The sequence below is a fragment of the Tepidanaerobacter sp. EBM-38 genome (assembly GCA_001896545.1).
Lineage (GTDB): Bacteria > Bacillota > Thermosediminibacteria > Thermosediminibacterales > Tepidanaerobacteraceae > Tepidanaerobacter.
The window spans coordinates 1-25,199 of the sequence record MPOT01000102.1 but is presented as its reverse complement, the minus strand read 5'-3'; the positions used below and the strand labels follow the sequence as shown (position 1 = coordinate 25,199).

The window sequence follows — 25,199 nt, the reverse complement described above, 5'->3', positions numbered from 1 at the left end:
GAAGGAAAGCTTATCAGCCAACAGAGCGATGTAACGCTTGTCTGGCCCTATAAAGACTGTGTGCTTGAGGGCGGTCAAACCAAAGAAGACCAAAAACGGGATGAGATTTTTTATAATGAGACCCTTGCTCCGGACGAGGTAAATAGGCTTCTGTATCCGAAAGTCTTCACTAATGCGAAGCGCTATTCTGAGAATGGCGTTGAGGATATTACGGAGATTGATGATGCGGACAACCTGATTATCAAGGGAAATAATTTGTTGGCTTTGGCTTCGTTGTTGAGGAGATATGAGGGAAAAGTAAAGTGTATATATATTGATCCACCTTTTAACACTGGGAAGGACAGTTTTAAGTACAACGATAGGTTTAATCGTGCTACATGGCTTACATTTATGAGAAATAGGCTCATGATTGCGAAGGAATTATTAAGTGATGATGGGGTGATTTTTGTTCATGCAGACTATAATGAAATACATTATCTAAAAGTCTTAATGGACGAAATCTTTTCCCGGGAAAATTTCCTAAATGACATTATTTGGTGTTATAAAGAGCGTGAAACGTCAAAAAGATTTTTTAATCGTAAACATGATAATATCCTTTTTTACGCTAAGAGGTCTGAAGGAAATTATTTGTTCAATTATGATTTAATTAGAGAAGAGTACTCCGAAGTAACAATATCAAAGTTTAAATATACGGATGAAAACGGAAGAAAATATCGACTAAGAACAAAAGACGGCGATAGTGACCCAGCAGAAGAATCTGATAATACTTATAGACAATATCTCGATGAAGAATCTGGACCACTTCCTAGAGATTGGTTCGTTTTATCTTTCTTAAATCAAGCTGCTTCAGAACGTGTAGGATTTAATACTCAAAAGCCGGAAAAATTAATTCGAAAATTTATCTTAGCAACCACTGAAGAAAATGATATAGTTTTAGATTTTTTTGGGGGTAGTGGGACTACAGCTTCAGTAGCACATAAAACAAAAAGAAAATACATTTCAATTGAACAAATAGAAGGTCAGCTTAGTATTCAGCTAAAAAGGTTGCAAAATGTCATAAATGGCGACCAAACTGGCATTTCTCAAGAAGTCAACTGGCAAGGCGGTGGCTCCTTTGTCTACTGTGAACTAATGGAGCAGAACGAAACCATTGTATCGGAACTTCAAGCAGCAGACACTTCCGAAGCTGTTCAAGCAATTCTTAATCGCATAACTGACGATGGCCTCATAATTCCCGCTGTGCTGCCCGATGATTTGCGTTCACATATGGATGAGTTTGCTGAACTGCCTTTGGAGCAGCAGAAAAAACTCGTAATGGAACTTATAGATAAAAACAAACTCTACGTTAACCTCTGCGATATGGACGATGAAGAACTGGCGGTCAGTGATGCCGATAAAGCTTTTACAAGGAGTTTCTATCGTATGGATGGGAAAGGTGAGATGTAATATGGCTGAGCAATTCTTGTACCAAACAATTGAGGCTCTGGAACAGGCCGGCTTTCTCCAGGACATGCCCGAATTCATCGTGCAGGGGCTTTCTGAACGTATTGTTCTCAGGGATTACCAAAGAAAGGCTTTTCAGTACTTCATCACCTATTATGAAAATGAAAACTTAAGAAAAAACAAGCAAATCCACACCCTTTTCCATATGGCAACCGGCTCCGGAAAAACGGTAATTATGGCTGGCCTCATTCTATATCTATATACAAAAGGTTATCGAAAGTTTCTTTTTTTCGTCAACCAGACAAATATCCTGGAAAAGACGAAGGAAAACTTTCTAAACCCTACTTCCGGGAAATACCTCTTTGCCGAGAATGTTGAGATTCTAGGTGAGCAGGTTGCCATTCGTGAAGTCGATAATTTTTCTATTGTTGACGAACAGGCGATTAATATCTGCTTTACCACGACACAAAAGCTTCACTTAGACCTGAACTTTCCCAAGGAAAATAGTGTCACTATTGAAGATTTTGAAGATGATAGAGTCATGCTTATTTCCGATGAATCTCACCATGTCAATACTAGAACCAAGAAACGAACAAAAGAAGAAGAAGCTGCAGATAATTCATGGGAGTATAGTGTTGAGCGAATTTTCAGGGCTAATCGAGACAATGCTTTGCTTGAATTTACCGCCACCTGTGACTTAAAGGATCCGGCGGTATTACGTAAGTATACCGACAAAATCATCTTTGATTATCCGCTTGCTAAGTTCAGAGCCAGCGGCTATACGAAGGACTTTCAAAATTTGCAGAGCGACTTTGAACCCTGGGAAAGGACACTAGGAGCATTGATTTTAAGTGAATACAGGCGAAATCTCTTTGCTGACTGTGGGCAGGATATTAAGCCGGTTGTGCTCTTGAAATCAAGGCGCATAGTAGATTCTGAGGCATTTTATGAAACTTTCTTTGAAAAATTAGAAGATTTATCACCAGAAGAAGTTGCCGTACTTGATTCACCTAATAATACTCTCTTACCAAAGGCTATCAGGTATTTTAGGAAAAAAGATGAAACGTTGGAGGCTTTGACGTATGCTCTCAAATTAGGCTTTGCTGAAGAAAATAGTATCATTATAAATGGCAGCAGGGATAATACGGTAGACAAACAACTGGCTGTCAATTCATTGGAGGAGCCATCAAACCCTTACCGCATTATTTTTACAGTGGATATGCTCAACGAAGGTTGGGACGTACTCAACCTCTTTGATATCGTGCGCCTTTACGAAACACGGCAAAGCGGAAAGGGAAAAATTGCAACTTATACCATCCAAGAAGCACAGCTCATTGGACGTGGTGCGAGATATTGCCCCTTTGTTGCGAAGCCAGACCAGGAGCGTTTTAAGCGCAAATATGATTACGACCTTGACAATGATAACCGCATTCTTGAGACATTGCTATATCACAGCAAGCAAGACTCCCGTTACATCAATGAACTGCGCATGGCTCTAAAAGCAACGGGTCTATTGCCGGAGAACCCGGTGGAAATAGAATACCGCCTGAAAGATAGTTTCAAAGAAACCTTATTTTTCCAGCATGGTGTTGTCTTTGCTAACCGGCGCGTCGAGAAGTCCAGAGAGAACGTGACTCAAATTGATAAGAAGGTACAAACGATGAGAATTCCTGTTCAAATTGCCGGGCCAGGAAGTCGCCTTTATGGCTTGTTTGATGACGAGAAAATGAATGAAGGCGGATCAAGATACACGAAACAAATAAAGCTCAAAGATTTGCCCTTAAACATTCTTTACGGAGCAATGGATAGTTTTGACGGACTGAAATTCAACGTACTAAAAAGCCATTATCCCCATTTACACTCAAAGCGCGAATTTCTGACCTCAGCGAGCTATGTAGGCAACGTGACCTTAGTTATCGAAAGTGATAGTGAACACTTAACGGCAGATAATCTTTTTCAGGCAGCTAAGAAGGCATTGGGGGAAATAGCAAAGCATGTTGGAGGCATTGTTCAGGAATACGAAGGAACGAAAGAGTTTAACGCTAAACCAATTCGGAATATCATCAGGAACAAAAAAATTTATGTAGATAGCCCCCAGGGTGATGGAGTAGGCGTTTCGCAAGCAGTCGTTATCCGAGAGCTTGCCGTTAATCTCTATGGTGAAGATTGGTACATCTATGAAGATAATTTTGGCACTACTGAAGAGAAGGCCTTCGTTAAATATTTTCGTGAATTTGTGCCGGAGCTAAGGAAAAAATATGAGGAAATCTATCTGGTTCGCAATGAGCGTATTCCGGAACTTGCCATTTATGATTTTGATACCGGAGAGAGATTTGAGCCGGACTTTTTGCTTTTTCTGCGGAAGCATAATCAGGATGGGTACGAACAAGAACAGATTTTTATTGAGCCCAAAGGTGACCATTTACTAAGTCAGGATAAATGGAAAGAAGACTTTTTACTTCGCATTGGCAAGGAAGGCATCCCGGTTAAAGTCTATGTGGATGACAATGAATACCGTGTCTGTGGTCTTCCCTTCTTTAACGTTAATTACAGGATGGATGATTTTGAGCGGGCGTTAAGGAACAAGATGCTGTAACTTCAGTTCGATATACTGGAACCCCATGGAACCCCACGACCCAAGCCGGAATGATAATCTTGCCAAAGCGGTAGGGCTGGCAGAATTTGCTGAAAAACACTGCCGTGAGAAGTAAAGTTTTACCGGTGACAAGCAACAGCCAGCTTGATCAGGTTTTTGAAGAAGAAGCAAGAATATAATACCATTGATATTACAAGCTTTCGAAGAAAACCTTGTAGAAAAGTGAATGAATCAAAATAGTTGTATAATGTATGATATACTGATATAATGCTAATACTGATTATATGCAGGATATTTTTTCATGCAGAATCAGTATAGAAAAATTGAGAGGAAATGTTAATGTCACAAATGAAATTTGAAGAACTAAATTTATCTAAGGAACTGCTCAGAGCCATAAATGATATGGGTTTTGAGGAAGCCACACCAATTCAGTCCCAAGCAATTCCCTATATTTACAAAGGAAGAGATGTCATAGGCCAAGCTCAGACCGGCACAGGTAAAACTGCAGCTTTCGGGTTGCCGATATTGGATATGATAGACCCTGATGACAGAAATCAGCAGGCGATTATCCTTTGTCCAACCAGGGAACTGGCCATTCAGGTGGCCGAAGAGCTAAAAGCCCTTTCTAAATATAAAGAAGGAATTAAGATTTTGCCTGTTTATGGTGGTCAGCCAATAGAAAGGCAAATCCACGCTTTAAAAAGGGGTGTTCAGATTATCATAGGAACCCCCGGCAGAGTTATGGACCATATGAGAAGGCATACGCTAAAACTGCAAAATACAAAGATAGTAGTTTTGGATGAAGCGGATGAAATGCTGGACATGGGTTTTAGGGAAGATATTGAAAAGATTTTGCAGGATGTGCCCAAAGAAAGGCAGACTCTGCTGTTTTCAGCTACTATACCTAAACCGATTTTGGAGCTGGCCGAAAGATACCTGAATAATCCCCAACTTATAAAAGTAGTGCATAAAGAGCTTACGGTTCCCAACATTGAACAGTACTACTTCGAGGTTAAGGAAAGAGATAAGGTTGAAGCCTTATCACGCCTAATTGACTTTTATAATCCGAATCTAGCTCTGGTGTTTTGCAACACCAAGAAACGTGTTGATGAGCTGATGGAGCAGCTACAGGCCCGAGGATATTCTGCTGACGGATTACACGGCGACATGTCACAGTCTCAACGGGATAGGGTTATGACCAAATTCAAGAATGGTACAATCGATATCCTGGTAGCTACAGATGTTGCAGCCAGAGGGCTGGACGTAGATGATGTAGATGTTGTAGTTAACTTTGATGTGCCGCAAAACGATGAATACTATGTGCACAGGATAGGCCGGACAGGCCGAGCAGGAAGGTCCGGTAAAGCTTTTACCTTTGTGATAGGAAGAGATATTTACAAACTAAAGGATATACAAAGATATGCCAATACCAAGATACTTCGTCGAGAGATACCGTCACTTCTTGATGTAGAAGAAACTCGAATAAATCTGCTTCTTGAGAAAGTAAAACAGGTAGTAGACGATGGAGGCCTTGGCAAGTATAATCAATGGATTGAAAGGCTTATGGAGGAGGAATATACATCCTTGGATCTTGCCGCCGCCTTGCTGAAAATAGTGCTTGGCAAAGATGGTGAACAAGAACTGCCTGAGAGCTCAGAACTGGATATGGAAAGCACCGGAGGAGCTTCAGGAATGGCTAGGCTCTTTATAAATATCGGCAGAAATCAAAAGGTAAGAGCAAAGGATATAGTGGGAGCTATTGCCGGAGAAACCGGTATGCCGGGAAAACTCATAGGCAGTATTGATATCTATGATAAGTTTACCTTTGTTGAGGTACCTGCAGAATATGCAGTAGATGTCCTCAATACTATGAAGAATAATCAAATTAAGGGTAAAAAAATAAATATAGAACCAGCTAATAAGAAATAAGTGATTTCAAAAAAGGATTTCCCTTTTTTGAACTACTTTTTATCAAGTAAGCAGTGGAAGCAATAACCGAAATTTTTTAGAGGTTTCCAAAGCACCAATCGAAATAGAGGTTGGTGTTTTTTGCTGTTATCTAAACATATAAACTTGCAAATTGATTCTAATGCATGAAGTTAATTTCGACCTAGAAATGTCAATGCAGTGCTCTTGATTATAATAAGGCATGCTATGTAATGATTATGAATTAAGGGAAAAGGAATTTTTTGCACTAAAATTATTTGGTTCTAATATAAAAATCCGGTCTTCGTCAATAATGGTAAGCGTATAGCGTTTTTATTAAATCTAAAACAATATATTGATATTTCTGGGCTAAAATTAACTTTCTACGGTAGAATCTAAATTTAGAAATTCTAAAAACAAAAAGTTAGCTTTACAATTCAGTATAGTATATAATAAATTAGTACTATAATTTTACATATCATAAATATCCACCATATGCGATGCGTTTTAACACTGGCACAAGTAAATATAAAGGAAGCGTTGATATAAACTAAAAAGAAAGATAGCATAACAAGCATTATATTAATAGGATAATGCTGTCTGAGAGCAAGTGTTTAATAAAAAGTCAAAGGAAAGCAGGCTGATGATATGATTCCGCTAAGAGATACTGCGGCTAGCCGAAGAATACCCATAGCAACTTTATCTATAATTATTGTAAACATCATAATATTCTTTAATCAGATAACATTGCCAAGTGACCAAGCATTAAACATGATTCTTGCATATTCTTTTATACCGTCAAGATTACTTGAAGGCCTAAGCGATCCAAAAAGTTATATTCCATTGTTTACAAGCATGTTTTTGCACGGGAATTTTTCACACCTTGTCAGTAATATGTGGTCATTGTGGCTGTTTGGCGATAATGTTGAAGACAGGATGGGGCCGATTAGATTCTCTATTTTTTATATTTTAACAGGTCTTATAGCCGGCTTTGCCCATTTTATTTTTAATCCGTTTTTAAATGTACCGACAGTAGGCGCATCCGGGGCTATCGCAGGCGTTATGGGAGCTTATTTTTTAATGTTTCCGCATTCCAGAATCATAACATTGATTCCGTTTTTTCCGTTTATAATACGTGTGCCCGCTCCGATTTTTTTGTTTATATGGTTCTTGACTCAGCTTAATTCAGGTATTATGTCGGGAATTTATGGCAGGACAATAGGCGGCGTGGCATGGTGGGCTCATATTTTTGGATTTATTGCAGGGGCCGTCCTATATAAAAAATTTGTATATAATAAAAAATATAGATAAAAAATAGAGGAAATAGGCGAAGAGTGTAGAATATCAATAAATATAATGATAACTATTAATAAATAAGGAGATGAATGTTGTGGAAGATTTCTTAAAAACTGCTTTGAAGTTTGAAGAAAACGGCTATCAATTTTATACAAAAATCTCCGAAGAAATAAAACAGCCTCTTGCCAAAAGACTTTTTGAGTCATTGGCGATACAGGAAAAAGATCATGCTGAAAGAATTAAAGAAATATATAAGAATATGCAAGAGGGCAGCAATGTAGAGCCGACTGCCAGACAAAAATATTCACTGGAACCTGAAGTTAAAAAGATATTCTATGAACTAGATAGAGAGAAAAAGAATATTCCGCTGGATAATATTGAAGGATACAAGCTGGCTATGGAAATGGAGAAAAAAGGATATAATATGTATAAGGAATTTACAGAAAAATCCAAAGATAAGCGTGAAAAAGAGTTTTTTCATCTACTCATGGAAGAAGAGAAAGAGCATTTAAGTTCTTTGGACAATGTTTATCGTTTTCTCACAGGAACTGAGGATTGGTATGCTGAAGAGGAGAGTAAAGTCTGGAATTGGATGAATACTTAAAATGAGCAGTAGTGAACAACTACTAAACTATTCTAACGTAAAAAAGAGGGCAGTGCCCTCTTTTTTTTAAGTTTCGGCTTAAAGCTTTACATTCTTAACCTATATAACGGATAGCCTTTCTAAAGTCCTGATCTTTTTTAAGCGCATAGCAAAATAAATCTAATTAGTTTTTGGTTCAGTTACCAGCAGCAATCATCAATATAAAGGTTCATGGGATATGCCAGATATTTGGCGGGAGGCATTTTCTCCGTAGTGTAAAAGCCTGGAGGAGCCATAATGAGCTGCGGAATTCGGTTGACAATGGTGGCGCATGTCAGCTCAACTGTAGCAGGCTGCTCTATTTTGAGTGTAGTATTTGGTTCACCATAGATTGTCCAAAGATTAGTGTCAACTTCGCCTTCCGGATACACCTTGCCGATGCATTGGGTTTCAAGAATGGGCCCTTGATTAGTGACTGTGGTAACCACTGCGGACATTCCTAAAGCATAGCCGGCTTTTATGGTCTTTCCCAAAGTTTCAGAATAGATGTCCTTATCGTGGAATAAGGGTACTAGCTTTTGCTCCATGGATTTTATACTCCAGCCCAGCTGTGAACAAAGCCACTGATTGGCGTTCCACATGTAAGATGGCAGGGAGTCGTTTTTTGCAATTTTTTCTTCAAATTCTTCAGGGCTTAGTCCGGCACCATGCACTTCGGCTAGTGCAATGCCGTATTCTTCAACATTGTAGCTGGAGGAACCTTCAATCTTTGTTATATTGTGAGTAGCTCCAGCAAGGGTTGTTATAAGATTTCCCCAAAATACATCCTGGTAGCCGGAACCGGTGAGAGTGCAGTTGTTATCCTTGGCAAGTCTGTCTAACTTGTTGATGAGGGCGGGAGATGTGTTCCAGGGATAAAAAGCTTCTTCACAGGTGCTGATAGCGTTTACACCGTAGCGAGCTGCCAATTCGAAGGGCTCGTATACTTCCGAGACAAGACTTCTGGTGGCAATTACACATACATGGGCATCACATTCGGCGAAGACCTTTTCAGCGTCGGAGCGGATCGGCACGTTTAGTTTGCAGCCAAGCCCTGCCACATCTCCCACATCTTTGCCTACTATGGCAGGATTCATATCAATTGCTCCTACGATTTCTGCCCCTTTTTCATAGAGGTAGCGCAAGAAGACCTTACCCATTTTACCACAGCCATATTGAATTACCCTTACTTTTTCCATCATTTGAACATTCCCCTTTCATAATATTTTGTTTATTTTAATTATAAACCTTATACTAAGTATAGAGTCAAGGGGTTCAATTGAATTTCGTGAGGATTTTCAACTTTTTAATAAATAGGATAAAATACGAAGGTAAGGTTTAGCAAAGTTCTATGGGAATCTGCAATCTTATAAACATATTTCTCTCGTTTTGCTTGAAAATTGGCAGTTCAGCCACTACTTCACATATATAATCGCCAACGATTCTGTAGTTATTTTGTTTGATATGCTCAAGAAGTATACCTGCATATTTCTTTTCCTTGTAAAAACTAAAACTGTCAAAATAAATACATGCGAAGGTTCCTGCGGGAATTACCTCTACGCCATTACTGGCTTCAAAATCGTCATCGATGAACAAGAAAATCTCATTAGATGCGAGCCTTCCTTCATCTAAGACGTCTTTACGGATTATAGAGCCTACATTGCAAAAATATATCATGGGCAAATCATGCAGCAGTATATGGCTTTTGAGCTCTCTTAGCATGTATTCATAAGCATCCAGTTCATGTTCGTAAATATTTATGCTGCAGCTATAACAGTAAATTTTTCGTTGAGGCAGTTGTTCTATGGATACCACACCTTTTCTAGGAGAGGCAGCGTAGCGACTGTAGTTTTCGATGGAACGCACGATTGCCTTCTGCTTTTGCTTTAATTTTTTAATGTTTTCGTCTATTAAAATTTTTTGACGCTTCAACACTTCATGTATTACATCAACATCTTGGCGGTCAAGATGTTCTTTTATTTGCTTTAAGCTCATTCCAAGCTCTTTCATATATGAAATCATATCAAGTCTTGCGCACTGTTTTATATTATAGTATCTGTACCCGGTTTGTTTATCCACGTAATCAGGCTTTAAAAGGCCCATCTTGTCATATAAACGCAGGGCTTGCTCAGAAATATTATTCAGTTTTGCCATTTTGCCTATTGTCAGCATATCCATTTTGCTACCCCCTTTTATAGATTATTATATAATAAAAACTTTTCTGTAGAAAGTATTCTCAAAAACGACGTTTTAAGTTAGATGTTGAGCTGAATGGGAAAGTGCCGCATTTTTGATTAAGCGATTTTCTGTATCAATTTCAAAATTTAATTAATGTTTTTTGCTCTATAGTAAACTCTCTTTGTTGTTAAGGACTATTTAATATGATATTATCTTTTTGGTATATAATTTTGATTCCACTGTAAAAAGCCGGTTTTGACCTAGAAATACCGGCATACTGTTCCTGCCTATAAATAATAAGCGAATGTAGAAAAGAAGGTTTCTACTGTAGAATCAATTTTTTATTTTGTATTATATAAACTTATGTGAATAGCTTAAAAAGTAAAAGTGGTGACAGATATGGAAGGTATTCTATATTTTATTGAAGGTACAAAGGACTTTTTTATTCAAAACGGTGCATGGGGACTTTTTATTTTAGCTTTTACAGAAGCATCTTTTTTCCCTATACCACCTGATGTGGTGCTGCTGCCATTAGCTCTTTTTTCGCCGGGCAGAGCTTTATATTATGCGCTTATAACTTCTGCGGCATCTACTCTCGGCGGAATTTTTGGATATCTTCTCGGGAAAAAGGCAGGAAGGCCTATTCTGTCTCGGTTTGTCAAGGAAAAAAATTTTAAAAAGATTGAAGCCATGTTTTCTCGCTATGGCGGCTGGGCTGTGGCGGTGGCGGGGTTTACTCCCATACCCTATAAAGTATTTACCATTGCTTCCGGTGTATTTCATATGAATTTTGCCACATTCTTTATCGCAACAATTCTTAGCAGAAGTGCCAGATTCTTTCTAGAAGGAATAGTCGTCTTGAGTATGGGTGAAGATGCCATGGTCTACGTAAACAGGCTTTTAGGACCGGGTTCCTTTGCACTGCTGGCTGCTGCTGCCCTTATATACTTTCTAATGAAAAAAAGCGGTATTAAAATCAACTTTAAATTGGAAGAAGAAACCGTATCGTATTTAATAAAACAAAAACTAAAGGATTTTTTAGTTTGTTATGGTGAATTCGGAATATATTTGGCGGCAGGTTTTAGCATCGCAGCCACCTTCGGCATATTATTCTTTAAATTGGCAACTGAGGTTTTTGAAAAAGAAATGGAATGGTTTGATAAAGGCATAATGCACTTTATAGATAGCATAAATTCAGGCTTGTTAGCAAATATTGCATATATTCTTGATAAGATGCAGCAGCCTGTGATTTTTATGATTGCGATAATTTTGTGCTTGTTTTACATTAAGATTCTTTACAAGAAAAATATTTACCCGGCTATGGCCTTGGTGACATTTTTGGGAAGCTTTCTTCTGCAATACGGTTTCAAATCATTTTATAAAAGGCCAAGGATACTAGCAGAAGTAAATGCAAAGGACTTCTTTTCTTATAGCTTCCCCAGCGGCTTTATCGTGTTATTTACCGCACTGCTTGGGTATATGGCGTTTTTACTTTTAAGAAAGAAGGATAGGCCTAAAAGAATTATAATTATAAGTATTTGGATTTGCCTTATGTTTTTAGTAAGCATTAGCAGGCTTTATGCCGGTATAAGCTATCCCAGTGATGTATTGGCGGGATTTTTGCTGGGTGGACTGTGGCTTGCCGTATGTATCGTAGCTACTAAAGCTCTGGAATATTACGAGTAAAGGTATTAGCCTTAGGCTTAAGACCTCAGGCGTATTTTTGCTTGTTATAACAATAATCAATATGTTTTTTAACAGATGTAAGCCGATTTTTATGTTGACAAAGATGTAGTATGAAGATAAAATAAGATGAATATAAATATTATATATTCATAAGTTCATGATATAGGGGTGAAGTAATGGCGAGGGGGTTTACCGATAGGGAAAAGGAGATCATTAGAAGTGAGCTAATCAATGCCGGGCGAGAGCTTTTTGGTACATATGGGCTTAAAAAGACGAGTATAGAAGACCTGACGAAAGCAGTGGGTATTGCTCAAGGTTCATTTTATACCTTTTTTGATTCTAAAGAGGATCTCTACTTAGAAGTTATGGATAGGGAAGGCGAGGCTATTAAGGAAAAGTTTTTGAAGCAGGAAAAGAGTTTTGGGCGTTTAACAAGGAAGAATTTTAAAGTCTTTTTTAAAAAAGCCTTAAATGTAGTAAACACAAATCCGATAATTAAGCAAATGTTTTTGGAGGAGGAAGTGGATCTTTTAGTAAGAAAAATTCCTCCGAAAAAAATGAAAGAGTATAACAAGCGGTTTGTGCGTGACTTTTTGCCGCTGATTGCGAGGTTGCAACGTGAGGGAGTCATTATTGACAACTACAGGCCTGAAGTAATTGTAGCAGTATTGCAAACAATGTATCACCCTATACTACATAAAAAGGATTTTGATGATGATATTTTTGAAGAAATGGTGGAACTTTTAGTGGATATCGTTGCAAAAGGACTTGTTATTGAATCATGAATTGAAGAATGTTCGGGGCAGAGATTTTTATGTTATACAATACGCCTTCCAATAGTACTGACCGGTCGGTACAAACTAGCATAAAAGAGGAGTGTATTATGAAAATGAAAAATAAGCGAGTAGCATATGTAGTAATTTTTGCTTTAATATTTGGTCTAATACTTTCCGGCTGTGGCTCAAAAACAGCTACAACCGAGGTAGAACAGGAAAAGGTCGTGCCGGTAAAAGTTGCACTTTCAAATATGGAAGATTTACCTGAATATCAATCCTTTCCAGGGAAAATAACTGCCGTTGATGAAGTTAGCCTTTCGCCTAAAATGGGTGGTAAGGTGGAACAGATTCTTGTAAAAGAGGGTGAAACAGTAAAAGCCGGACAGGTCATAATAAGGCTTGAACAAAAAGATGTGGCGTCACAGGTAAACCAAGCTCAAGCAGCATATGAGGCCGCACTGGCACAACTTAGCAGCTTGGAAAATGGCCAACTGCCTCAGCAGATTGCCCAATTGGAATCAGCAGTAAACCAAGCTGAAGCGAATTTTAATAATGCTAAGGAAAACTATGAGCGGATGAAGGTGCTTTTTGAGCAGGAAGCCATTACAAAACAGCAGTTTGAAGGTATAGAGCTTCAATATAGTATAGCTAAGGAGCAGTATGAATCAGCAAAAACACAGCTTGCATTGACTAAAGAAAAAACTGCCCCGGAAAGTTTATCTATGGCAAAGGCCCAGGTAAAGCAGGCAGAAGCTATGCTTACTGCAGCAAATACGGCTTTAGACAACTGCCTTATTACATCGCCCATTGACGGTGTGGTGGGAGCTATCAGTGCTACTGTAGGTCAGCTGGTAAGTGCTGGCTATTCTGTTGCGACTGTTGGGAATTTGAATAGTGTTGAGATACAAATTAATGTTACCGAAGACCGCATAAGTGGTTTGAAAGTTGGGCAGGAAGCAGAAGTTACAGTGGATACGGCAAGTGATTCCGTTTTAAAGGGAGAAGTTATCAGCGTAAGTCCGTTTAAAGATTCAAGGTCACAGGTGTATCCGGTAAAAATATTGGTGCAAAATGAAAAAAATCTTTTGAAATCCGGGATGTTTGCAAGAGTTAAATTGATGGTAGCCTTACATTCTGAAGTTGTGACAGTGCCAGAAGATGCTGTTGTATCATATGATGGAACTTCAGTAGTGTATACTGTGGAAGATGGAAAAGCTAAAGCTAATGAGATTAAAATCGGGTCAGCATCTATGGGGAAAATAGTTGTGATAAAAGGATTAGCCCCCGGTAAAGAAATAATAGTGGAAGGGCAAGATTTTGTAACTGATGGTATTAAAGTTAAGATAGAGGGCCGGGGTGATACAAAATGAACCTAGCTAAATTTTCTATAAAAAGACCTATAACCATGCTGATGATTATAGCAATTGTTTTGGTTTTAGGCATTATATCTTTTTCAAGGCTTGGAATAGATTTACTCCCAGACTTTTCATTACCTGTGGGCGTTGTTATAACTCAGTATAGCGGCGCATCTTCTCAAGAAGTTGAAAACATGATAACTAAACCAATTGAACAGACACTTGCTACTTTGAGTAATGTTAAAAATATTATTTCACGCAGCAGTGAAGGCAGCTCGATGGTTATGGTAGAATTTAACTGGGGAACCGATATGGACATAGCTGCTCAAGATATGAGAGAAAAGGTCGATTTAATAAAGGGCTTTTTGCCATCAGGCTCCAAAGATCCAATGGTTGTTAAATTTGATCCGACAATGATGCCGATGATGCAAATTGCTCTTTATGGCGGCGATAACATTGTCCAGCTAAAAAATATAGCAGAAGATACTATCTCAGATAGGCTTTTACGCATTGAAGGTGTTGCTTCTGTTGATATATTAGGCGGTCTTGAAAGACAAATAACCATAGAAGTAGACCCTGACCGATTAGCATCATACGGTTTGAGCATGAGTCAGATAGCAGGCAAGCTTCAGGCGGAAAATATCAATCTTCCCGGCGGTAATGTAAATCAAGGGAAAAAGAAATATATCTTAAGAACTGAAGCGGAGTTTAAAGATGTGGAGGAAATTGAAAATTTACCTATTCCACTGCCCCAGGGTGGCAGTGTTTTACTAAAGAATATTGCTAAAGTGGAAGATACTCACAAAGATATATCAACAATAACCCGCTATAATGATAAACCCTGTATATCATTGAGTGTGCAAAAACAAAGTGGTTATAATACCGTTCAAGTAGCTAAAAAGGTAAAGGCCGAAATGACAAAACTGCAGTCGGAGATTCCTGTAGATATAGGATATGATGCGATTCTTGATCAATCGGATTATATAGAAATGTCTATTGATAATGTGAAAAGCAATGCGGTAATGGGAGGTATTATTGCGGTAATTGTAATATACCTGTTCCTTCAACATTTGCGCAGTACGCTGATTATCGGCATTTCTATACCTGTGTCAATCATAGCAACATTTATATTGATTTATTTTAATAATTTTACCTTGAACATGCTGAGCCTTGGAGGATTGGCATTGGGTGTCGGTATGCTGGTGGACAATTCTATAGTAGTTTTAGATAATATTTTTTCACACCGTCAAGCAGGAGAGGAACCGATAACCGCAGCCATATCTGGAACAAATGAGGTAGCACTTGCGATAACTGCATCTACTCTAACAACCGTAGCAGTATTCTTGCCGATTGTATTTGTTCAAGGTATAACAGCTCAACTGTTTAACGAATTGGCACTTACAGTTACTTTTTCCCTTCTGTCTTCGCTCCTGGTAGCCTTGACTGTAGTTCCTCTTTTATCGTCTAAATTAATGGTTCAAATAACGGATAGCGGGTTATCGAAAGAAGAAGGAAGCGGAAAGAAAAAAACATTTTTAGCTTCACTCCTTAACAGCTTTAAAACCTTTTATGAAAAAACAGAAGTAAAATATTCCGGTTTTCTTAAATGGGCATTGTGTCACAGAAAAATTATCGTTGTTTCATCAGTAGCATTGTTTATAGTAAGCATAGCTTTGGTTCCGTTGGTAGGGATGGAGTTTTTTCCACGTTCTGACGCAGGATCTATAAGTATTTCAATTAAGTTACCTTATGGTACTAACTTAGAGCAAACTGACAAATTTGTTACTAATGTAATAGAAAAACTCGAGCAAATTCCAGAAATAGATGGAATACTTGAAACTACTGGATCTACAATGAAAATGTCTGCTGGAGGCGCTTTTTCCGAGAGCAGTGAGGCAGGCATTTCAATTAAACTTGTTCCACTGTCGGAGCGTAATCGCACTTCAGAGGAAATAGCGGAAAATATAAGAAATCTGACAGCAGATATGGCCGGTGCCGAAATTAACGTGCAAGCACTAAGCGGTATGGGCTTTTCAGCGGGAAATTTATTAACACCCATTTCAATAAAGGTAAAGGGTGATGATTTAGAGCAGCTAGCTGAAGTCTCGAAGAAAGTTACAGAAATTGTTAAGGCAGTCCCCGGTACCAGAGAAGTCGAAAGCAGTTTAGAAGACGGTAAACCTGAACTTGTCATTAAAATTGATCGAGATAAGGCTACTATGTACGGCTTGTCAAGTGCACAAGTAGCACAGATAGTAAATTCCACCATATCAGGCAGTACCGCTACAAAATACAAGATTGGCGGTGATGAAATAGATGTGGTGATAAAAGCCGATGAAGGATTGATTGATGACATATATAAGGTAAAGAATCTTCTTATTCCCAATGCTTCGGGAGCTCTTATAACATTAGGGGATGTAGCAGAAGTAAATAAAAGTATAGGTCCTGTTACCATAGCTCGTGAAAATCAAACGCGTGAGGTAACAATAACCGGCGACGTATTAGGTAGAGATACAGGCACGGTAAACCGCGAGATACAGCAGAAGTTAAATGAACTTCAGTTACCGGAAGGTTATAGCACAGAAATGGGCGGTGAACAGCAACAAATGGCAGAGTCCTTTAGTGATTTAGCGTTGGTTTTCTTGCTTGCTGTTGTATTAGTATATATGGTTATGGCTTCTCAGTTTGAGTCTCTAAAACAGCCGTTTATTATAATGTTTACCGTACCGCTCGCTATTATAGGTGTTGTCTTTGCCTTATTATTAACAAGGCGCACCATAAATATGACATCACTTATGGGAGTAATCATTCTGGCGGGCATAGTGGTCAACAATGCAATAGTATTGATAGACTTTATAAACCAGCTTAGAGAAAGAGGAATTCCAAGAAATGAAGCTATAATTAAGGCAGGACCGTCAAGACTCAGACCAATACTCATGACCACATTGACTACTATTCTTGGTTTGGTTCCGCTTGCACTAGGCCTAGGTGAAGGAGCAGAACTGGCAGCTCCCATGGCTACAAGTATAATCGGTGGATTGACTATTTCCACAATCCTAACTTTGGTGGTTATACCCGTAGTTTATACGATTTTTGAAGATTGGGGAGATATTGTAGCACGTTATAGAAAGAATTGGAGGAATAAAAGAAAATCAGCTGAGGCTTAAATATGACAATTCGGGGGAAATTTTTAAGATGTTGACCCCGAATTGTAAGTCAATATCTGTGTATTTTCGTGGCAAATTACAGAAAAGAACCCAGCTGCATAATAATTATGTCTTATAAGTTGGTTAAATTGGCATGGAGTATTGCTGGTAATAAATGGCGCAGGTTTGGAGCTTTACTTATGCACATAAATTTGAGAATTAAAAGGAGGATTTGTAATGCCAAAAGCTTGGTTGAGCAAGAGTGTAATTTTGCTGCTTATATTAATATTAATAACCTCAAGCTTTGCTTTTGCACAAGAAAACAATGAAAGCGAAGATGGGATTTTAAAATTGTCGCTGGAAGATGCTGTAAAAATCGCCGAAGAAAACAACCAACAGGTAAAACTATCAAAATTAGGCTTGGAAAAGGCCGAATTGGCAAGGGAGCAGTATAGGTATCAGGATAAGAAGACTGGAAAATTAGAAGATGAGATAAAAAAGGCTATTGAACAATGGAATCAACTACCTGAGGAAAAACAAAAAGAACTAGAGGAAGAAGGATTAAAGCCAGTTAATCCCGGTATATCATCAAGTTTTGAATACACCTATGCCATGGACCTATTAGAAAAACAGACTGAAGTAGGAGTGAAGTTATCCGAAGTGGGCATAGATGTCACCGTCAAAGGCATTAACTTTGGCATAGAAGCTGCCTACTACGGAGTTCTTTTGGCTGAAGAAAATACGGCTATAGCCCAAGCGGCAGTAAGTAGATATCAGGACATGCTACAAATTGCCAAGGCAAAATTTAAAGCTGGTGCAATAACAAAAAACGAAGTTTTAGATGCTCAGGTGCAGCTATCCAAGGCTGAGGCAGATTTATTAAAAGCTGAGTCTGAAGAGGAAAAAGCTTATATGAATCTAAAGAAACTTATAGGATTGCCTTTAGATCGTGCCATTGAGCTTACAGATTCTTTTAAAGACAAGCCCGATGATTTTGATAAAACTTTAGATGAACTGCTTGAAGCAGCCGAAAAAAATCGAATTGACATTATGAGCGCTGAAGGTGCTTTTGAAATAGCCGAACTTGATTTTAAACTTAGCAGCAAAGCTTATCCATCTAATACTTTCATCTATAAGGAAAAAGAATATGCCATGGAGGAAGCCCACCTTAAGCTACAAGACACAAAAAGTGCCGCTGAGGCCCAAATCAGGGCAATATGGCTTGATTTTGAGAATGCAAAGGTAAACATTCCGGTTCTAGATAAGGCTTTAGAGATGGCAGAGGAAAGCCTGCGACTTGCAAAACTCAGCTATGAAGCAGGGCTTATCCGAAGCGTAGATGTAGCTGTAGCCGAAGAAGGCTTAAAGCAGGTCCAAGTACAGAGATTAGGCGCCATATATAACTACAACCTTGCACGACTAAAACTAGAAAATGCCACGTATTTTAGTGTTTCCGGCAATTTAACTTTCTAGTGTAGTTCTGAGGAAGCAGAGATATCAAGTTACTGTTGGCAAAGCTATTTAAAAAACTTGTTTTGGTTAGAAAAACTTACTAGCTAAAACAAGTTTTTTATTGATTTATATTTGCTGTAAAAACTATAATTTACACGGCAAATAGATTAATCAGTGTTTGCTTGCTTTCCATACCTTTCTTTCCCCTTTTTTATTAAATATTTTTTTAATTTATCTACAGATGTATTCATAATTAATTCTTCAGGCATCTGTACATCTTCTAACAATTTTATTGCTTTATCAAATCTTCCTACTTCAAATGAAAAATGACTGTCACTGCCAACTATAATTGAAACCTCGTGTTTTTTGCATAATCTTGCTATTTCATAACAATTATCCTTACTGCCGAACCTACTTTTGCTGTAAAATGAACCGTTATTTATTTCAATCAAGGTATTAGTTTCCCTAGCCTTTAAAACGACTGCTTCTTTATCTATCTGAAAAGCAGGATTTCCAGGGTGAGCAATAATGTCAACATACTTATTTTCCATTGCATTAATTAGAGCTAGTGTATTTCCTTTTGTATCCCAAGGTCTAACGCATGCGTCATGCAATCCGGCAATAATTACATCCAATCTTTTTAGCCTTCGTTCAGGCACATCTAGCTTTCCGCTTTGGTCTAATATATTTGCCTCTACGCCTCTCAATACTTCTACTCCATAAATGAAATCTGGTAATATGGATAAATTCCCGATAAAAGATGAACTAAAGGCTCCTGGCATTGCCGGACCATGATCTGTGATGCCTATCATCTTCAAACCCTTTCTGCTTGCTTCCGCAGCTATTTCTTGAACGGTGCTGTAGGCATGTCCGCTGACTATCGTATGGTTATGAACATCTATCACTAAATCCATACCCCGACTCCTTTCTACAGTTTTAAATAGAATTTTCTATCATTATTTACTTTTATGATAAAAAATTTATTATTAGTTATAATTTAATTGTTTTTATATATCTTAAGTTATTTATGACTAGATTGCAAGTCTTAACGATTATATTAATCTATCTGGCTTTATAAAAAACGTATTCAAGAAGCAAAAAAACAATATGTGGTTCGAGTTCAAAAACCTTCATTTTTTAACCTAATTATCAATATATGGTAGGAACTGCCATTAAACATAAACTAAATTTAAAATGATGTTGTGAAAAAATCTTATAAAATTTTAAAATAAAAAAGAAGGATTTTTAAAAAATTTATAGAATACAATAAAAAAGAAACTAAAAAAAAGCAATAAAACAAATAAGTAAATATATGGACAAACAGATAGACATTTGAAATTAGACATCAAGTATTTTCTGTAATTTTAAAATCTAGCAATGAGCAATGGACTGATATCAATATAATAGAAAATCACGAACAGATACGTACTAAATGCACAAATTCAAAACTGAAAACTCACAAGTGAAAGGAAGTGAGATAAAGAAAAAACTTATAAAATAAGCGATTCTTAAGGAGGTCAATAAGGGAGGAGCAGTTGACTGGCTCTAGGTGTTTACTAGCTATCGTAATCATATGTAACATGTTACATATGAAATAAAATTAAAGGAGAAAAGAAAAATGAAAAAATTATCATTGCTTTTAGTTTTACTTCTAACCTTTTCCATGCTCGCTGGCTGTGGGGGTACAAGCACAACACCATCTAACAATGAAGAAAACAAAAATGAAGCTAAAAAATATGTTATTGCAAATGTACCAAAAATGGTTGGTATTGCTTGGTGGGACAGAATGGAAGTTGGGAACAAACAGTTTGCAAAGGAAACTGGGCATGAGGTATTCCAGGTTGGTGCTTCTAAGGCGGATGCAGCCGAACAGGTTAAGGTAATTGAAGACGTTATAGCACAAGGCGTAGATGCCATAAATGTCATTCCCGTTTCTCCAGAAGCATTAGAGCCTGTACTTAAAAAGGCTATGGATAATGGAATAGTTGTTATTAGTCACGAAGCCCCAAATCAAGAAAATGTCAACTATGATATTGAAGCTTTTCGTAATAAGGAGTATGGTGCACATCTTATGGAAAATCTAGCTACTGAGATGGGCGGCAAAGGTGGCTATTGTATCATGGTAGGTGCTTTGACAATGGCTTCTCATCAGGAGTGGGCAGCCGGCGCTATTGAGTATCAAAAAGCCAAGTATCCGGATATGTATCAGGTATGTGACATGGTTGAATCAATGGCTCAAGGCGGAAGCCAGGAAGGTTCTTATAAAGTAGCTAAGGAAGTTATCGCTTCATACCCAGAAATCAAAGGATTTATTGGAATGGACATGACTAATGCACCTGGAATAGCTATGGCTATTGAAGAAGCTGGCAAGGCTGGTGAAATTGCCTTAGCAGGAACGAGCCTTGTATCTGTTGTTCGTGATTATCTTGAGAACGGTACAATTAAGAAAATATCTTTTTGGGATCCAGCTATTGCCGGTAGAGCAATGTGTTCTCTTGCTGTAAAAGTTATTGAAGGTGAAGAGATTAAAAACGGTATAGATCTTGGAGTGCCAGGTTTTGAAGAATGCACTCTTGAAGGTAATCTATTAGTTGGATCAGCCTGGGTCGACGTAACAAAAGAAAATATGGCAGATTATGACTTCTAGAAGCAATTAACAGCGCATAAAAGCTCTGAAGTGGTAGTTAAATTTAAATCGGTGGCCGATTTTTGCAATAGGCCAATCATTCGGCTACCGTTATTTTTTTAAGCGACAATTAGATTTGTTATAAAAAACTATCAACTTTGCCAATCTTCTTATTATTCTGTTATAAATAATACTCACCAATATGATGAAGAAATTTTGAGTAAGCATGTAAGAAGTGTTGTTACTTAAACCATATAAAAGGGCTGGAGTGGTAAAACATGGCAGATATTGTGAACGTAAAAAACATGTATAAATCTTTTTTTGGTGTATTAGCATTGGATGGCATGAATTTTTCAATTGGTGAAGGAGAAATTCGCTGCCTAATTGGTGAGAATGGTTGTGGTAAATCTACACTTATAAAAATAATATCAGGTTTTTATACATTTGACAAAGGTAGCTTATACATCAACGGTAAAGAGTATAAAAAAATTACTCCCATTGAATCTATGAACGAAGGCATTCAAGTTATATATCAAGATTTTTCACTTTTTCCAAATATGACAATAGCTGAGAATGTTATGATGTACAGTTCTATAAGGAGTAAAAGTCAGTTTGTTAATTGGAAGAATATGAAAAATCGGGCACAAGAAACATTAGACAGAATTAAATTTGATATAGATATTGATAAGTATGTTTATGAATTAAACGTTGCTGAAAAACAAATGGTTGCTATTTGCCGAGCTATAGCTCAGGATGCAAAGCTTATTATTATGGACGAGCCTACAACAGCACTTACTGCAAAAGAGGTCGAAAATCTTTTTAAGGTAGTAAGCGAGCTGAAATCGCGTGGCGTATCAGTACTTTTTGTAAGTCACAAGCTGGATGAAGTTTTAAAGATATCAGATAGTTTTACCGTAATGCGCAACGGTAAAAATGTGTATGAGTGTAAAGATAAAAAACTATCTAAAGAGGATTTAATTTTTTACATGACAGGAAAGAAAATAAGCGAAGAAAGGTTTAACTTTATTAAAACCGATGAGAAACCTTTGATGCAAGTAAAAAATTACACATTGCAAGATAAGTTTTATGACATAAATTTTTCGCTTTATAAAGGAGAAATACTCGGCATAACTGGTCTTTTAGGTTGTGGTAGAAACGAATTAGCAAAGTCATTATTTGGTATTATGCCTGCAACAAGCGGTAATATAGTTATTAATAGCGAGAATATAGGCATCATACGAAATGTGCAGCATGCTCTTAAATATAATATTGGTTATGTTCCGGAAGACCGTATTACAGAAGGTTTGCACATGGAACAAACAATTGCGGACAATTCCATTTCGGTAATAATAGGTTCATTAGTAGGCAAGAATGGGTTATTAGATGATAAAAAGGTTCGAAAAAAGAAGCAGGAGACACTTTCCTTAATCCCTATTGCAGGAATGAGACCACTAAACCCTGCAAAATCACTTTCAGGCGGTAACCAGCAAAAACTTGTTTTAGCAAAATGGCTAGCTGCAAATCCACAAATATTGGTATTGAATTCACCTACGGTAGGAGTAGATGTAGGAGCTAAAAATGAAATTCATAACATTATCAAGGGATTGGCAAAGGAAGGTATTGGAATCATAGTAATTTCAGATGACATACCAGAAATAATGACTCTTTGTAATCGTGTCTTTATTATGAAAGATGGGTATATAGTTGATGAGCGTAATATTGCAGAAACTACAATGGAAGAACTTGAAGCACAAATTGCTTTAGAAGATAGCAAAGCGGAGGAAACGGCATGAAAAGGTTATTAAAGAATAATGAGTTCACGGTTGCTATAATTATAGCCATTACGTGGCTTATATTCGGTATTGTGAATCCTGATATAATTTCATTAGCAAACGTTTATTCTATTACAAGAGCTTCGATAATATCAGCAACTTTTGCATTGGCATGTATGCTAGTTATAATTTCCGGTGGAATTGATATGTCATTTTTTGCTGTTGGCTGTGTTGCAATGTATGTTACTGTGAAATATTTGGTAGATAGAGCCATGTTAGATACACCGTTGTTTTTGATTTTTGCTGCAGCGATTATAATAGGGATTATTTTAGAGCTTATAAACTGGTTTTTTATTGATAAGTTAAACTTACCTCCATTTATTGTAACTATAGGTTCTCAAAGCTTATATAAGGGCTTTTTACTAGCCTTTGTTGGCACAACATATATAACAACTATGCCGAAAGGCATGAGAAAGCTTGCGGTAACTTATGTGTCATCTACGACTAGTTCCAGTGGGATAGTGTACAATTTACATTTTCTAGTAATTGTAGTTGCTGCAATGTATATAATAATGCACATCGTGCTTAATTTTACAAGGTTTGGAAGAAATATATATGCAATAGGTGCTGATGTTGCGGCTGCGCAACGGGCTGGAATAAACATTTCTAGAACAAGGTTTTTAGTGTTTCTTATTGCAGGAGCTATAGCTGGAGTAGGCGGTGTGTTTCAAGGGACATTGAATCGAGCTGCAGTACCTGCAGATCTTGTTGGCCAAGAGTTATTAGTTATAGCTGCAGTTGTTTTGGGCGGTGGTGGGGGAAAACAGGCAAGAGGATCTGTTCTCGGTACGGCTTTAGGTGTTATTTTGCTCTCGCTTATTTCTAACAACTTAATACTCATGAAAGTGCCATCATATTGGCAACAGGCAGTTACAGGTATCATTATACTTATCGGTCTAATCATTCAGTCTACAGAAGCGATAAGCAAATTGTGAAGTAAGGAGGAAGAAAAACGATGGAAAAACCGTCTGAACCAAAAAAAATAAATTTTTTGTCTTTACTCACTAAAGACCAAGATTTTTTGAGACTCATGACAATTACCGTAGCTGTTTTTGTTGCTATGTCATTAATGAGACCAAAATTGTTTTTAACAGTGAATAATTTTACTTCTATGGGATATCAAATAGCTGAACTAGGATTTTTTTCGTTGGCAATGATGATGGTTATGATAACAGGTGGCCGCGATCTATCTATGGTGGGAATTTCCAATCTTTCAGGCATAATTGCTGCATTAGTTTTACATAATGCATATCTTAAGGAATTATCTGGCATCAATCTTTGGATAAGCATAGCCGCTGCATTTCTTATAGCTATCGCTGTGGGTATTGCCTGTGGATTGTTTAATGGCCTTATAGTATCAAGTCTAGGTGTTCCACCGATGCTTGTAACTCTGGGCACATTAAATTTATTTACAGGTATTGGCATTATCTTAACCAGAGGAGAAGCTATATCTAAGTTTCCGGCAGAGTTCCTGTATTTTGGTAATCATACATTTTTGTCAGTTCCAATTCCTTTATGGTTGCTTATTGGTGCGTTGATTCTTACAGGAGTAATTTTAAACAAAACCAGATATGGATTTGAGCTCAAGTTTATAGGTTCTAATTATATTGCTAGTCTATTTGCAGGAATGAGAAATAAAAAGGTTTTAATGAGAACTTATATTTACAGTGGTATTCTAAGTGCGATAATCGGCATGGAAGTTTTATCACGCACAGATTCAGCAAAGGCTGACTTTGGCACAAACTATACTTTTCAAGCAATTTTGTGTGCAGTTTTAGGGGCGACTAATCCTAATGGAGGTTATGCAAAGGTTTCTTGTATGGCGCTATCCTTAGTGACATTACAATTTCTATCAAGCGGATTTAGCATGCTAAGATTGGGTGGATATTTTAAGGAATTTGCATGGGGTGTAATGTTGTTACTTGCATTGACATCTAATTATCTTATAGAAAAAAGAAAGCTTAAGAAGAGTCTTTCAATTTACAGCAACAAAACACAAAAGAAGTCTTTAAAAGCCTAAATTTTATTGGAGTTGATTTTATTGTTGAATATAATCGAGAAATATCTTGAGGATCTTGCGATGATTCCTGCCCTTGCAGGATACGAACAAAAACTTGCCGCTTACATGAGAAGTGAATTTGAATCGCTTGGCTATGCTACTAAAATTGATACATTTGGCAACTGTATAGCAAAGCTTGAAGGGGCAGACCCCGAAGCACCAGTAATAATGGTATTTGCACATATGGACAGCCTAGGTTTTCTAGT

General features: G+C 37.5%; 17 protein-coding genes and 1 pseudogene. 15 read left to right on the top strand and 3 right to left on the bottom strand.

Annotation, left to right across the window (positions count from 1 at the left end; genetic code table 11):
- The 5 genes from BUC45_RS11295 to BUC45_RS11275 all read left to right on the top strand — a co-directional run.
- A partial coding sequence (locus tag BUC45_RS11295; protein WP_296972411.1) for a site-specific DNA-methyltransferase occupies positions 1-1,446 on the top strand: 1,446 nt, incomplete at its 5' end.
- A gap of 1 nt (position 1,447) precedes the next feature.
- Positions 1,448-4,039, top strand: a complete 2,592-nt coding sequence (locus tag BUC45_RS11290; protein WP_296972409.1) for a DEAD/DEAH box helicase family protein — start codon at positions 1,448-1,450, stop codon at positions 4,037-4,039.
- Between the two features lie 339 nt (positions 4,040-4,378).
- The gene (locus BUC45_RS11285) at positions 4,379-5,968 is read left to right on the top strand and encodes a DEAD/DEAH box helicase (protein WP_296972407.1); all 1,590 of its coding nucleotides are present in this window, start codon (positions 4,379-4,381) and stop codon (positions 5,966-5,968) included.
- 645 nt (positions 5,969-6,613) lie between these two features.
- On the top strand, positions 6,614-7,276 hold the full coding sequence (locus BUC45_RS11280) for a rhomboid family intramembrane serine protease (protein WP_296972404.1): 663 nt from the start codon (positions 6,614-6,616) through the stop codon (positions 7,274-7,276).
- A 79-nt stretch (positions 7,277-7,355) separates the two neighbouring features.
- On the top strand, positions 7,356-7,865 hold the full coding sequence (locus BUC45_RS11275; RefSeq protein WP_296972402.1) for a ferritin family protein: 510 nt from the start codon (positions 7,356-7,358) through the stop codon (positions 7,863-7,865).
- 179 nt (positions 7,866-8,044) lie between these two features.
- Here BUC45_RS11275 and BUC45_RS11270 read toward each other — a convergent pair whose 3' ends face one another.
- The gene (locus BUC45_RS11270) at positions 8,045-9,085 is read right to left on the bottom strand and encodes a dihydrodipicolinate reductase (protein WP_296972400.1); all 1,041 of its coding nucleotides are present in this window, start codon (positions 9,083-9,085) and stop codon (positions 8,045-8,047) included.
- 136 nt (positions 9,086-9,221) lie between these two features.
- On the bottom strand, positions 9,222-10,061 hold the full coding sequence (locus BUC45_RS11265; RefSeq protein ID WP_296972398.1) for a MerR family transcriptional regulator: 840 nt from the start codon (positions 10,059-10,061) through the stop codon (positions 9,222-9,224).
- Between the two features lie 399 nt (positions 10,062-10,460).
- Here BUC45_RS11265 and BUC45_RS11260 point away from each other — a divergent pair, with 399 nt between their 5' ends.
- The 5 genes from BUC45_RS11260 (at position 10,461) to BUC45_RS11240 (ending at position 18,497) form a co-directional block, all read left to right on the top strand.
- Complete coding sequence (locus tag BUC45_RS11260; protein WP_296972397.1) at positions 10,461-11,747, top strand: VTT domain-containing protein; 1,287 nt, start codon at positions 10,461-10,463, stop codon at positions 11,745-11,747.
- A 176-nt stretch (positions 11,748-11,923) separates the two neighbouring features.
- Complete coding sequence (locus BUC45_RS11255; RefSeq protein WP_296972395.1) at positions 11,924-12,532, top strand: TetR/AcrR family transcriptional regulator; 609 nt, start codon at positions 11,924-11,926, stop codon at positions 12,530-12,532.
- A 98-nt stretch (positions 12,533-12,630) separates the two neighbouring features.
- Entirely contained in the window at positions 12,631-13,893 is a 1,263-nt protein-coding gene (locus BUC45_RS11250; RefSeq protein WP_296972394.1) for an efflux RND transporter periplasmic adaptor subunit, read from the top strand.
- Positions 13,890-17,045: an efflux RND transporter permease subunit gene (locus BUC45_RS11245; protein ID WP_296972392.1), complete on the top strand. Its 3,156-nt coding sequence runs from the start codon at positions 13,890-13,892 to the stop codon at positions 17,043-17,045. Before BUC45_RS11250 ends, BUC45_RS11245 begins: the two co-directional genes overlap by 4 nt.
- Positions 17,046-17,261: 216 nt before the next feature.
- Complete coding sequence (locus BUC45_RS11240) at positions 17,262-18,497, top strand: TolC family protein (RefSeq protein ID WP_296972390.1); 1,236 nt, start codon at positions 17,262-17,264, stop codon at positions 18,495-18,497.
- Positions 18,498-18,643: 146 nt separating this feature from the next.
- Here the strand turns inward: BUC45_RS11240 and BUC45_RS11235 are convergent, their stop codons facing one another.
- Positions 18,644-19,390: a phosphatase gene (locus BUC45_RS11235; protein WP_296972388.1), complete on the bottom strand. Its 747-nt coding sequence runs from the start codon at positions 19,388-19,390 to the stop codon at positions 18,644-18,646.
- A gap of 704 nt (positions 19,391-20,094) precedes the next feature.
- Between BUC45_RS11235 and BUC45_RS11230 the strand changes: the two genes are divergently transcribed.
- From BUC45_RS11230 to BUC45_RS11210, 5 genes and pseudogenes are all read left to right on the top strand, one after another.
- The gene (locus tag BUC45_RS11230; RefSeq protein ID WP_296972386.1) at positions 20,095-21,123 is read left to right on the top strand and encodes an autoinducer 2 ABC transporter substrate-binding protein; all 1,029 of its coding nucleotides are present in this window, start codon (positions 20,095-20,097) and stop codon (positions 21,121-21,123) included.
- Positions 21,124-21,380: 257 nt separating this feature from the next.
- Entirely contained in the window at positions 21,381-22,895 is a 1,515-nt protein-coding gene (locus BUC45_RS11225) for a sugar ABC transporter ATP-binding protein (RefSeq protein WP_296972385.1), read from the top strand.
- Entirely contained in the window at positions 22,892-23,869 is a 978-nt protein-coding gene (locus BUC45_RS11220; protein WP_296972384.1) for an ABC transporter permease, read from the top strand. Before BUC45_RS11225 ends, BUC45_RS11220 begins: the two co-directional genes overlap by 4 nt.
- Before the next feature lie 20 nt (positions 23,870-23,889).
- The gene (locus BUC45_RS11215; protein ID WP_296972383.1) at positions 23,890-24,954 is read left to right on the top strand and encodes an ABC transporter permease; all 1,065 of its coding nucleotides are present in this window, start codon (positions 23,890-23,892) and stop codon (positions 24,952-24,954) included.
- A gap of 21 nt (positions 24,955-24,975) precedes the next feature.
- A pseudogene (locus BUC45_RS11210) lies at positions 24,976-25,199 on the top strand (M42 family peptidase); the annotation flags it as partial.